This window comes from Candidatus Tisiphia endosymbiont of Metellina segmentata (assembly GCF_964030715.1).
In the GTDB taxonomy this organism is placed as follows: Bacteria; Pseudomonadota; Alphaproteobacteria; order Rickettsiales; family Rickettsiaceae; genus Tisiphia.
In genome coordinates, this window is sequence record NZ_OZ034919.1 from 1,109,243 (window position 1) to 1,122,561 (window position 13,319).

The 13,319-nt window shown below is 32.9% G+C and carries 12 protein-coding genes; 11 read left to right on the plus strand and 1 reads right to left on the minus strand.

The window, feature by feature from the left end; translation table 11 throughout:
• The first annotated feature begins 306 nt into the window (after nt 1-306).
• Entirely contained in the window at nt 307-1,647 is a 1,341-nt protein-coding gene (locus AAHM80_RS05655; RefSeq protein WP_342259553.1) for an MFS transporter, read from the plus strand.
• Here AAHM80_RS05655 and AAHM80_RS05660 read toward each other — a convergent pair.
• Nucleotides 1,541-2,278: an HD domain-containing protein gene (locus tag AAHM80_RS05660; protein ID WP_342259554.1), complete on the minus strand. Its 738-nt coding sequence runs from the start codon at nt 2,276-2,278 to the stop codon at nt 1,541-1,543. The genes AAHM80_RS05655 and AAHM80_RS05660 overlap by 107 nt on opposite strands.
• Before the next feature lie 271 nt (nt 2,279-2,549).
• On the opposite strand from AAHM80_RS05660, the gene AAHM80_RS05665 reads away from it, so the two are divergent.
• The 10 genes from AAHM80_RS05665 to AAHM80_RS05710 all read left to right on the plus strand — a co-directional run bounded on the left by AAHM80_RS05665 (nt 2,550) and on the right by AAHM80_RS05710 (nt 13,312).
• Nucleotides 2,550-2,906 carry a hypothetical protein gene (locus AAHM80_RS05665; protein WP_342259555.1) on the plus strand — a complete coding sequence of 119 codons (357 nt, stop codon included), beginning with the start codon at nt 2,550-2,552 and terminating at the stop codon, nt 2,904-2,906.
• 266 nt (nt 2,907-3,172) lie between these two features.
• Nucleotides 3,173-4,027 carry an SDR family oxidoreductase gene (locus AAHM80_RS05670; protein ID WP_342259556.1) on the plus strand — a complete coding sequence of 285 codons (855 nt, stop codon included), beginning with the start codon at nt 3,173-3,175 and terminating at the stop codon, nt 4,025-4,027.
• Between the two features lie 9 nt (nt 4,028-4,036).
• Nucleotides 4,037-5,047: a polysaccharide biosynthesis protein gene (locus AAHM80_RS05675; protein WP_342259557.1), complete on the plus strand. Its 1,011-nt coding sequence runs from the start codon at nt 4,037-4,039 to the stop codon at nt 5,045-5,047.
• Nucleotides 5,040-6,167, plus strand: coding sequence for a non-hydrolyzing UDP-N-acetylglucosamine 2-epimerase (wecB, locus tag AAHM80_RS05680; protein ID WP_342259558.1), 1,128 nt, complete (start codon nt 5,040-5,042; stop codon nt 6,165-6,167). The genes AAHM80_RS05675 and wecB overlap by 8 nt, the downstream gene beginning before the upstream one ends.
• Nucleotides 6,164-7,234, plus strand: coding sequence for a hypothetical protein (locus AAHM80_RS05685; RefSeq protein ID WP_342259559.1), 1,071 nt, complete (start codon nt 6,164-6,166; stop codon nt 7,232-7,234). The genes wecB and AAHM80_RS05685 overlap by 4 nt, the downstream gene beginning before the upstream one ends.
• Before the next feature lie 504 nt (nt 7,235-7,738).
• Nucleotides 7,739-8,710 (plus strand): glycosyltransferase family 2 protein, encoded by a 972-nt coding sequence (locus tag AAHM80_RS05690; protein ID WP_342259560.1) that lies wholly within the window; start codon nt 7,739-7,741, stop codon nt 8,708-8,710.
• Nucleotides 8,710-10,455: a glycosyltransferase family 2 protein gene (locus AAHM80_RS05695; protein WP_342259561.1), complete on the plus strand. Its 1,746-nt coding sequence runs from the start codon at nt 8,710-8,712 to the stop codon at nt 10,453-10,455. The genes AAHM80_RS05690 and AAHM80_RS05695 overlap by 1 nt, the downstream gene beginning before the upstream one ends.
• Nucleotides 10,456-10,533: 78 nt before the next feature.
• Entirely contained in the window at nt 10,534-11,070 is a 537-nt protein-coding gene (locus AAHM80_RS05700) for a hypothetical protein (protein WP_342260441.1), read from the plus strand.
• Nucleotides 11,071-11,228: 158 nt separating this feature from the next.
• Entirely contained in the window at nt 11,229-11,834 is a 606-nt protein-coding gene (locus AAHM80_RS05705; RefSeq protein WP_341747737.1) for an OmpH family outer membrane protein, read from the plus strand.
• Nucleotides 11,835-11,854: 20 nt separating this feature from the next.
• Complete coding sequence (locus tag AAHM80_RS05710; RefSeq protein ID WP_342259562.1) at nt 11,855-13,312, plus strand: NADP-dependent isocitrate dehydrogenase; 1,458 nt, start codon at nt 11,855-11,857, stop codon at nt 13,310-13,312.
• Nucleotides 13,313-13,319 lie beyond the last annotated feature (7 nt).

The window sequence follows — 13,319 nt, forward strand, 5'->3', positions numbered from 1 at the left end:
TTTAATTAGAATCAATTCTAAAATAATAGTCAACTTATTTTTAATGAAAATTAATTATTTTTTATAATATAAACAATATCCAATATTTTACTTACATAACTATATTAGTTCTGATATTTAACATTCTTTGATCTTAAGCCTATATTTTTACCACTCTCTCTTTTCCCCCTTCTAATTTGTTTATAGAATTGTGATATTGTTACAACCAAGATTTATTATTTCAATTTTCTATATTATTTTTTCTTGCTATCGTTCAACCAAATCATACTATCTATTAGTATTAATAAATATATTAAGGTGAATACAATGATAGGATATCAGCAGGAACAAAGAAGCCTAACTAAAGAGCAAAAATCAGCTGTTGGGTTATTATCGATTGGGACTTTTTTAGAATATTTTGATCTGATGCTTTATGTCCATATGGCGGTATTGTTAAATGAGTTGTTTTTTCCAAAATCTGACCCTCATACTACCGCTCTTTATTCAGCTACAGCTTTTTGTGCTACTTTTGTTTTTAGACCTGTTGGTGCAGTAATATTTGGATGGTTAGGTGATAATATAGGGCGTAAGACTACTGTTATCATAACAACTTTTATCATGGCTTTATCATGTATTACTATGGCTAATCTCCCTACTTATGCCCAAATAGGCATTACAGCCTCTTGGTTAATCACCATATGCCGTATACTCCAAGGAATATCTTCTATGGGAGAGGTAGTAGGAGCACAGCTTTATTTAACTGAATCTATAAATCCACCAATCCAATATCCAGCTGTTTCGTCAGTTGCGGTTTTTAGTACTTTAGGAGCAGTCGCTGCTTTAGGGATAGCATCGTTAGTGACCTCCTATGGATTTAATTGGCGTATAGCCTTTTGGATGGGAGCAGGCGTAGCACTGATCGGCACAGCAGCTCGAAGGAGTCTTAGAGAAACGCCGGAATTTGCTGACGCCAAGCATCAACTAAAAAAAACTTTTGAGCAGCCTTCAAATGTTGGTAGCATAGATCTCAAGAAACTAGAAAATAATCCAATATGGCAGGAAAGAGCTAATAAAACAACAATTTTAGCGTTGTTCTTAATGGAATGTATGGGACCCGTATGTTTTTATTTTACTTATATTTATTGCGGGAATATTTTACAAACTTCTTGTGGCTATAGTGCTGAACAAGTCATTCATCAAAATTTTATTGTTTCAATATTTGGTTTCTTAGGCACTTTGGTATTAACATATTTAAGTTATAGAATATATCCGTTAAAAATTGTAAAAACCTTGTTATTAATATTTGGTGTATTTGTTTTACTTTGTCCTTATTTATTAAATAATATTAATAGCTCATTTGATGTATTTTTAATGCAATTATTAGTTGAGTTATGTTTACCTCCTGGCATAGCAGTGGCAATCTATTATAAACATTTTCCTGTCTTTAAACGGTTTAGCTGTGCTAGTCTTACCTTTGCCATATCTCGTGCCTTAATGTATGTAGTTACCTCTTTTTCAGTTGTTTACTTAACTGAATATTGGCATCATTGGGGGATAATTATTATATTGCTTCCAGTTTGCATAGGTTTTGCATTCGGACTATTTCATTTTGAAAAGTTGGAGAAAAAGGTTGGGAATTATCCACAAAATCCTCATGTAGAGGTATAGATAAATGTTGACAACATAATGTAATAATTCGTTTTGTTACTGTTGGTATTTTTAAATGCATAGATAAAGTTAAAAAATGTATTACAGTTTCTTCTACTATCTTTTTAGCTTTTTCCAGCGATTTAGCTCCTAGAGTTTCTAAATTATGAATCCGATCAAAAAGTTTAATCAGTGCTACATCATGTTTTTTTTGCTGAATTAATAAATCTAGTGTTTCTGCCGAGCTAATCTTGCCATGAGGCTTGACCCTAGTCAGGTCTTCTACTTGACTATCCACTTGACTGCCAAAGATGTAAGCAATCATCTTTTCGGTCAGTTGTGTATCCTCAATGGTGTCGTGTAGTAACGCAGTCACAATCATGTCGGTTCTAAACAATCGTGGAATTTCTAGGGCTGTGTACTGGGCAAGCATATACGCCACTTCAATCGGATGGGAATAATACGGCTCGCCGGACTGCCTCATTTGGCTACCATGATATTTTTTAGCATAGTAGATGCCTTTTTTGACTTCATACATGTCTATTGGTTGCTTTACTTTTGTATTTAGCAAAATTAATTCATTAACCAACCTCTCAGCATATGTACAAAACTGGTATCTTGAATTATCCCAATAGTTATTAACATCTTCCATAAGAAACCATGATATTTTAATTATAAAGTTATAATAAACTAAAATTTTGACTATTTAAAGCATTTATTGCTTTTTATTTTTAAAAGGATGCAATATTTTCTAATCTTGTTGTATAAATTACAGTTTACCCGAATTCGCGTTATTGCACAATTTCATAAGGTTAGTAAAAAATATCTTAAATATCTATTGTCGATGAGTTTTGTTTTGGATATAACTAAAGGGACAATAATACTACTTTTGATTTGTTATTGAATAATTGTATGATTTAGTTATGAGCGAAGAACTTCTGCAACGAGATTTAATCAAGAATCCCCAAAAAATAGGGACTTGGAATTTTTATGATATTGGTGCAACAACTATTAGTGCTTTAAAAAAAGCTGATATAATAAGAAGTATAGATTATGGGGATGTGTTGAACAAAAGAGTTGATGGCATTATTACCAAACAAAAAGAAGTTATTGCTATTGTGGAATTTAAACTACCTGAAAACTTTAATACCAAGGATAAAAAAAATAATGTAAAAAGAGAACTTGAAAAAATAGAAAATATAAAAGTTGATATTGGTTATAAAAAACCTATGCATGTCTATCTTAATTATATGCAAAACTACATGCAAATTGCTGCTTAATAAAAATGCAAAATAGGAAACAAATTTATCTTTTTTTGTCTAATTCTTTCACTCCATTATATTACAAATCTAACTACTCAATAACCGTTGCTTCATCCATTCTCCAACTGTTCCAATGGCTTGTATAGTGACAACTAAAATTACCGAATGGCGACAATATGACAAGATTTGGAAAAGTTATCTATTTTAAAGAATGAGTTTGGTGATATAATAACGCAACCTAATGAATCCTAGCAAAAACTAAATAAAAGCTTGAAGAATAATCTATGAAAATATTAATCCTTGGTATAACAGGTATGCTTGGCAATGCCATGTTTAGGTTTATGGCTGAAGATCATAACCTTAACGTTTACGGGACAGCTAGGAATAATGGTGCTTGCCGTTATTTTTCTGAAGAGTCATCTAAACAACTCATTGCCCCAGTAAATATAGAAAATCATGATTCTCTTATTAAATTATTTGCAACAATTCGACCTGATGTGGTAGTAAATTGTATTGGGCTAATTAAACAACTAGAGGATGCAAATGATTACCTACAAGCACTATCAATTAATGCTTTGCTTCCTCATAGACTTAGTATAATATGTCAAGCTATAGGCTCTCGTTTTATACATGTTAGTACAGATTGTGTATTTTCTGGGTCTAAGGGTAACTATACAGAGAGTGATTTTGCAGATGCTAATGATCTCTATGGTCGCTCAAAGTTTTTAGGGGAAGTAAGTTATCCTAACACTATAACACTTCGTACTTCAATTATCGGGCATGAGTTATCAGGAGGTAAGAGTCTCATAGGCTGGTTTCTTGCACAAAAAAAACAAGTTAGAGGATTTGTTCAAGCCGTGTTCTCTGGACTTCCAACTATTGAATTAGCAAGAATAGTTCGTGACATCGTTATACCGCGACCCGATATGTGTGGACTTTATCATGTCGCAGCAAAACCGATCAATAAATATGATTTGCTAAAACTTGTGGCTAGTACTTATAAAAAAACAATCGAAATAATTCCATCTAATGAACTGGTCATTGATCGCTCACTTAATGCCGAGCTTTTTAATAAGGCAACGGGATATACACCGCCTGAGTGGTCAGAGTTAATTCAACGTATGTATAAATTTCAATAAAAGGTAAGAATGTTTGTTAATAAAATTTTAATGATTACTGGAGGTACGGGGTCATTTGGTAACACAGTGATGAAACGATTACTAGAAAGTGATATTAAAGAAATTCGCATATTCAGTCGGGATGAAAAAAAACAAGAAGATATGAGGATTGCTTTCAATAACCCAAAGCTTAAGTTTTATATTGGGGACGTAAGAAATTATGATAGTATTTACTATGCTATGAAAAATGTTAATTATGTGTTCCATGCTGCAGCCTTGAAGCAAGTTCCATCATGTGAATTTTATCCGATGGAAGCAGTGCGGACTAATGTACTGGGAGCTGAAAATATGATGAATGCAGCTATTGCCAATGGTGTTGAGCGGATTGTGGTACTCAGTACTGATAAGGCGGTATATCCTATCAATGCCATGGGGTTATCAAAAGCAATGATGGAAAAACTGTTGATAGCTAAAGCTCGAATGAGTTCTAAAGGAGATACCGTTCTGTGTTGTACTCGTTATGGTAATGTAATGGCTTCCCGTGGCTCGGTAATACCTCTTTTTGTTAATCAAATTAAAGAGGGAAAACCTCTAACTATTACCGACCCAAATATGACACGTTTCTTAATGTCACTTGAAGATTCTGTAAACTTAGTGTTATATGCCTTTGAACATGGGCAACAAGGTGATATTTTTGTCCAAAAAGCTCCGGCTTCAACAATTGAAGTATTAGCTCATGCTATAAAAGAATTATTTAATGCTAATAATGAAATTCGTTTAATTGGTGTACGTCATGGAGAAAAGATCTATGAATCTTTGATTTCTTGTGAGGAGATGGTCAAAGCTGAAGATTTAGGAAATTATTACAGGATTCCTGCCGATAATCGTGATCTCAATTATTCAAAGTTTTTTGTAGAAGGAGATCTAAACGTTGCTACTCTAAGTGACTATACATCAGCCAATACAGAAAGATTAAATATAGAACAAGTTAAAAAGCTTTTATTAACACTTGACTTCATTAAAGAGCAACTTAATGCTTAAAGTAATGACCATTATTGGTACTCGCCCAGAACTTATTAAAATGTCTAGAGTAATTTCTGAGTTTGATGAGTATACGAACCATATTTTGGTTCATACAGGGCAAAATTTTGATTATGAACTGAATCAGATTTTCTTTGATGATCTTAACATTCGTAAGCCAGATTATTTTTTAGAAGCTGCTGTTAGTGGTAATGCAACACAAACCATTGCACGCATTATTGAGAAAACTGATGAAGTTTTAGGAAAAGAACAACCAAATGCATTGTTGCTTTATGGTGATACAAACTCCTGCCTTTCGGTTATCGCAGCCAAAAGGCGAAAGATACCAGTTTTTCATATGGAAGCCGGCAACCGTTGTTTTGATCAAAGAGTACCAGAAGAGCTAAATCGTAAAGTAGTTGACCATTTAAGTGATATCAATATAGTTCTGACTGAACATGCTCGTCGTTATCTTATTGCCGAAGGAGTATCGCCAGAGCGAATTATCAAGTCTGGTTCGCATATGCAAGAAGTGTTGGGTTATTTTATGCCTAAAGTGCGTCTATCAAATGTGCTAGATAAACTAAAACTTCAAGCCCATCAATATTTTTTAGTCAGTATTCATCGTGAAGAGAATGTAGATGTGTCAGCCAATTTACAGGACTTACTTAATACTTTACAGATGTTGGTTAAAGAATATGATATGCCCGTGGTTGTATCAACACATCCTCGTACACGTCAGCTGTTAGAAAAATTAGGTATTAAAGGTTTGGATAAACAAATTCACTTTTTAAAACCATTCGGTTTTCTAGATTACATAAAATTGCAAATGGAGGCTTTTTGCATTTTATCTGATAGTGGTACAATTACTGAGGAAGCTTCTCTTCTTAAATTACCAGCAATTACCATTCGTAATACTCACGAAAGACCTGAGGGTATGGATGAAGGTGTTTTAATAATGAGTGGTCTTAAAGTAGAAAAGGTTCTAGATGCTGTACGCATTGTAACCAAACAACATAGTAAATATAGTCATTTACAAACAATCGTTTCAGATTATAATGCTGGCTTAGTATCTCAAAAAATACTCCGTATCGTTTTGAGCTACGTGGATTATATTAATAGAGTTGTGTGGTTTAAGTGAAAAAAACCAATCAAATGCTGGAGTGGTGTGATAGCCAAACATTTTTTAAACGGGCTTCTGAGCTAATTGAAACTGTTTCTATTGTGATGGATATTGGTTGTGGTATTCGTCCGCAACAGTTTGTAATACCTGACTTTCTCATTTGTGTTGAGCCTCATCTTGAATATGTTGAGATACTTAAGAAAAACCTAGATGGAACAAATTCAATTATTATTTCGCTTGATGCGAAACAGGCACTATCAGCACTGCCTGATAATGCTGTTGATTCGATATTTTTAATTGATGTCATTGAACATATGACTAAGGAAATTGGTCTAGAGGTCATTAGTGAATCTGAGCGTGTTGCACGTAAGCAAGTAGTGTTATTCACTCCGTTAGGTTTTATGCCTCAGGAAACTCATGCTAGTAGTTTAGATGGGTGGAATTTACATGGTGGAACGTGGCAGGATCATAAATCCGGGTGGTATCCAGAAGATTTTTTAGATTGGCATGTGCTTGCATGCAAGCATTTACATATCGCTGATTTTAAAGGTCAGCCAATTAACCCTCCATACGGTGGGTTCTACGCCATAAAGACTTTAGTCAAATCTACAAACTATTTCAACGAAATATATTCTCAAGAAGTTCTATTAGATAGCACAAGTAATTTAAATGCTATTCGGACTATTTTCCCTCAGTTTATAGATCAAGTAGTTTCTCGTGAGATTGAAAGGAGTAATATGAAATGTGCTATTCAGTCATGTCAACGAACAACGATATTATTTATTGAACAAAAAGCTACGAAATCGGTAAATGAGATCTTTGATATAATAACTCTTGAAAAAACAGATAATTATTTGAAGGAAGCACGAGAATATAATGTAAAAATACGAGAATTTGCTTCTCAATTTCTAGATTTTAATTTCCGAGAATCTGAACTAAAGGTTCGTGATGAGCTACTTACGACTCGTGAAGCTGAATTAAGAGTTCGTGATGAGCTACTTACGACTCGTGAAGCTGTTATCTCTAAAAATATATATGTAAGAATTTATAGGAAGCTTAAAAATTTATTTGATATAGCTAAATAAGAAGATAACTATGGACTGACTATTTTGCTAGGATATGGTCTTTTTATTTATATAATTTCAGATTTTTTTAACAAAAGGGTACTAGATATTCACAAAATTTTTACCTGAAACATAATTATATTTCTTAGCAGCAATAATTGCTTATTTTACCTGCATTAGGGGGTTGTTGACTTATGCTTTTGGAGGGGCGGTTAAGGAGATGAATATCATCCATGGGTTGCAATTTGCAAATCAAAGTAGCGTATTATTTCACAATTATGCACGACTAGCAACTATATTCCAATGTGAGTAACTACAAACTAATAGTATTAGGACTGATAAAAGATGTATTTCATCGTTTAACACAAACAAGCCTATTAATCCGCTTTTAGCGGTTTATATTATATGACAAACGTCCACTTTTAGTGGGAGTGATTGTCTATGTTATGGTAAATTACTAGATACAATTTTGAGGGTGTTTATTTGGTTATATAATTTATCAAATATTTTATACAAGGAATTATTATGAATGTTAATATACCGCAAAAACAAGAGTATAACCCTATAGTTAGTGTGATTATACCTACGTATAATCGTGAGCAATTCATAGGTGAAGCTATTCGTAGTGTTCTTGGGCAAAGTTTTACAAATTTTGAAGTTATAGTAGTTGATGATGGTTCTTCGGATAATACAAAAGAAGTTATAAAAATATTTAAAGATCCTAGAGTATACTATTATTACCAAGAAAACAAGGGGAGAGCTAGTGCAAGAAACTACGCTATACTTCTTTCGAGAGGTAAGTATATAACGTTTCTTGATTCAGACGATCTTTACATATCAAGTAAATTAGAGTTGCAAGTTAATTATCTAGATTCACATCCAAACGTAAGCATGATATACACGTCGGCTAATTGTATTGATGAAGTTGGGAATTTCTTAAAACACAGATATAATGCTAGTTCTTCTGGTTACCTGTACCAAGAGATTGTATTTTTTGTACCATTAACCATAACTTTACCAACCGTCATGGTTAGGAAAGAGGTATTTGATCATGTTGGATACTTTGATGAAAAAATGCATAGGTTTGAAGATACTGATATGTGGCGTCGTATATCAAAAATCTATGAAATAGATGCTATACCAATATATAGCTGTCATCTAAGAACTCATAAAGACAATGAATTGTTAAATCAAGATCCGCAAGTAATTGAATCTGCTCTAAAATATTATTCTGAGAAGATTTTTCATGAAGATAATGAATTTGATCTTGAGTTACGCAAGCACGGCATAGCAAAAATGTATAGATATTACGGTTATGCATTGATTAGCATTCAACAATTTCAGGATACCGGAAAAAAGTTTTTGAAGATTGCGGATACATTTCATAGCCAACGAATATCATGGTTTCGTTTAGTTGTAAGATTTGTATATTATAGATCACTGCATTTAATCTATAAGTCTTATTGTCAATTTAGAAAATATATAAAGAGAAAATAGTGAATAAAATAATAAATATATACCCAAAGGTTTCACTTGTTATCCCCGTTTACAACGGTGCTAATTATATGCGTGAAGCAATAGATAGTGCAGTTGCTCAGACTTATAAAAATTTAGAAATTTTAGTTGTTAATGATGGATCAAATGATAATGGTGAAACGGAACGTATAGCTTTATCTTATGGTAACAAGATTCGTTATTTTTCCAAACCAAACGGTGGGGTAGCTTCAGCCTTAAATTTGGCAATTAAGGAAATGAAAGGAGAGTATTTTTCGTGGCTTAGTCATGATGATGTTTACAATCCAAATAAAATTGAACATCAAATTAATATACTTAACACTCTTCCCAACCGTAATACGATTATTTACGGAGGGTATGAGGTTATAGATCATAACTCTAAGTCACTGTCTTTTATAAGACCAGATAAAATATTATCAGCAAAAAAATGTAATATCCCATTATTCCCTCTTATGCGAGGATTAATTCATGGATGTGCTCTTTTAATACCTATAAAATATTTTTGTGAAATTGGTACTTTTGATGAAACATTATTAACTACCCAGGATTATGCACTTTGGTTTGAGTTTTTACGGATAGCACCTATTCATTTTGATGATCATATTTTAATTAAAAGTCGTACTCATCTAGACCAAGGAACCCATAAAATTACTAGCCATATGAATGAATGTAGTGAATTATGGTCTAGGTTTCTCAGAAGATTAACTTTAGAAGAAATGACTATAATGGAAGGATCACCTTATTTATTTCTGCATCGTACTAGTATTTTTCTTGCATATTACCAACAACCATCTAAGCTAGCTGAATCAATGGCTAATGCTCTTTTAGCTGACATTAAGATTAGTGTAATTATGCCAATTTATAATAGAATTGATTTAGCAATTGAGTCTATAAAGAGTGTTATTGCACAAACTCATCAGTGTTTTGAATTGATTATAGTAGATGATGGTTCTGAAGATGATGTATCTAGGTTGATTGAGGAGTGCAATAAAGATAGTAGAATTAAATATATTCGTAAGGAAAATGCAGGACCAGCAGCGGCACGTAATCTAGGTATTAAACATGCATCTGGGCAGTACATAGCGTTCATTGATTCTGATGATTTGTTTTATGACAATAAACTTGAGGTTCAATTGAAGTTTATGGAGGATAATAGTTTGTTATTCTCGCATACTTCTTACCATAGGATAGATTGGGCTGGAAATTTGATAAAATATATAAGCTCTGGTACTTTTAGCAAGCAAGTCTTTCCAAACATTATTACTAAATGTCCAATAACAATGTCTAGTGTGATGGGAAAAACCTCCCTTTTTATGTCAAACAAATTCCCTGAAAATATAGGAATTGGTGAAGATGTATGCTTATGGATCTCTATAGCAAGCAAATATGAGATAGGAGCGATTGACATTGCATTATCGAAGGTTAGAATTAATTACAGTACTACTACATGCTTAAATACTAAAAAAACAATAATAGGATTAATCAATATTGCATCATTTGTTATGAACGATGAATATTTAAGTCAATTTGATAAGCAAGTTCAGTTGTTACTATTTTCTGCAGCAAATATATCTAGCTTGCCATTAGATAAATTAATAAAATTTAATGACTGGCCATCTGAGAAACGTAACCCTAATATAGTAGTGAAGTTAATTAGATCGCTACGTGTAGATGGTTTTAGAATAACGTGGAACAAAATTTGTAGGAAACTAGGTATACTCCAATGATGATTCTGATACTGTCTTAAGAGTCAAGCATTAAATTAGGATTATAGTGATATCAAAAAAATATTTCATATCAACTTAATATATTTTGTGTTGAGCGATATAAGCTCTCCATTATATCACGGTCAGACTATATTTAGAAAAATGGACAGGGACCATCCAGTAGACTTACATCTTGCTGATATGGGTTGTAGGTTTTTTGATGTTCACAATGTATTTCCTGAATATTTTGTTATTTCCGTACCGCTTTTTGATGGTATTATAAAAGATGAGTTGGATGAGTGGTTATATTTTGCCAAACATTCTGAGGTTAAAGATGATTTTAAGTCGCCTTATATGAAGAAAGTAGCAGAACGTCTGAGTGTTCTAAAAATGACTCCAGAAGAACGTCAGCACTATCAGAATTATGTCAATGAATCGCTAAAAGAACGTGATTATATAGTTGCAGCTAGAACTGAAGGTAGAGCTGAAGAAAAAATAGCAATGGCAAAAAAAATGCTAAAAGAAAATTTTTCTATAGAAGCTATAAGTAGAATAATAGAACTATCCATAGAAGAAATAGAAGTGCTACGTGAGAATTTGGCTGAGGACACAACTACTGTACTTGACGAAAATTAAATAGGAAGGGTATTGAATTGCTGTATTGGAAAAATAGAACGACCGTTGTTCATAACTGTTGAAAGTTAAAAAAGATATTATTTTTGTAAAAACATATTAGTGGAAGAAATTTTTGGTATATACTGCAAAAAATTGAAGAATTTAGAAGAGAAAATTCTATGTGGATCAAAAACACTAACATTAGTATGATAGTTATGTGGTCAAAACGATGTCATAGTTGGTTAACAATAATATTTTGTTTAATAATTAACAGCTATTCAACTATTCATGCTTCCAATACAAATATTGAAAATAGATTTGCAACAAAGATTGCTATTGTAGATATACACTCTATTCTAGAACATTCTGTAGCAATCCAGTCTATAAGAAAATCTGTAGACCAAATAAGCGAAAAAATTCGACAAGATCTATCAAAGAAGGATGGAGAACTAAAAGAAATAGAAAATCTATTAATGGGAAAACGTAATTCTTTAAGTGAATCAGCTTTTGAACAAGAATTTAGTCTTTTTGAAAAGAAAATAAATATAGCACAAAAAGAAATACGAGATAGAAAAGTACGACTTGAGCAAGCCCATGCTGAGGGTATAGGGAAAGTACAAGAAGCAATAACAAAGATTATAAGTACTTTAGCAGAAAAGTATAATCTTGATCTAGTTATACCTAGTACTCAAATTTTATTTGCTAAAAATAGTCTAAATATTACGCAAGAAGTGATAGCAGAACTAAATAATAAATTAAAACATGTTACAATTAAATACGAATAATTTGTTATAGAGGTTTATCAATGACAGAATTTACTCCTATTACAGTAGCTTATGGTGATGGTATAGGTCCAGAAATAATGCAAGCAGTACTGTATATTTTAAAAGAAGCTGAAGCAAGAATACGTATAGAGGTAGTGGAAGTAGGAAAAAAATTATACCAAAAGCACTATACCTCAGGGATAGCAGAAGATACTTGGCAATCATTAGCAAGAACTAAGGTGCTTCTAAAAGCTCCTATTACCACTCCTCTAGGTGGTGGGTATAAAAGCTTAAATGTAACTCTTAGAAAAGCCCTATCTCTTTATGCCAATATTCGCCCTGCTATTTCTTATGCTCCTTTTGTTAAAACACTGCATCCAAATCTAAACGTGGTTATAGTACGGGAAAATGTTGAAGATTTATATGCAGGCATCGAATATCGTCAGACTCACAATGTCTATGAATCTCTTAAACTAATTAGCCGGGTTGGTAGTGAAAGAATTATTAGATATGCTTTTGAGTATGCGATAAAGAACAATCGTAAAAAGGTTACATGTTTCAGTAAAGATAATATTATGAAAATGTCTGATGGGATTTTTCATAAAGTTTTTGAGGAAATTGCTAATGAATATAAGCAAATTCAAAGTGATTATTACCTTATAGACATCGGCACTGCAAGACTAGCAGCTCAGCCGGAATTATTTGACGTCGTTGTAACTTCAAATCTGTATGGTGATATTATATCGGACGTATCTGCAGAAATTTCTGGTTCGCTAGGACTCGCTGGCTCTGCTAATATAGGTCAAAATTATGCTTTATTTGAAGCTGTACATGGCTCTGCCCCGGATATTGCTGGTCGCAACCTAGCTAATCCTTCTGGTTTACTTAACGCAGCAATTATCATGCTAATTCATATCGGGCAACATGATATTGCTACACTAATAGAAAATGCCTGGAAAAAAACCATTGAGGACGGAATCCATACTGGAGACATTTATAATGAAGAAATATCTAGCAAAAAAGTTGGTACTAAGGAATTTGCTGATGAAGTAGTGAGAAGACTAGGCTCAAAACCTTCTACCCTCAAAGCAACCGAATATTCATCTCCAGCTGCTCAACAACAGACTACTGAGCAGATATATTCGATTAATAGTAAAGAAGTTAAAGAATTGGTAGGTAGTGATGTATTCATTCAGATGGCAGCGTTGACTGCTCATGAGGTAGCAGAAAAAATTCAAACTGTCAGTTTAGGTGACTTAGAATTAAAAACTGTATCTTCCATGGGTCTTAAATTATGGCCTAGGAATGAAAGGTTTGAATTATTATCAGATCATTGGTGTTGCCGTTTTATGGCAAAGAAGGATGGAGAAAAAATAACACATTCCTCTATAGTCCATTTACTTGAATCGCTAAGCCAGGCAAAAATAGATTTTATTAAAATTGAGAATCTATTTGAATTTGATGGGAAGGCGGGTTATTCGCTTGCTCAAGGAGAATAGAATATTT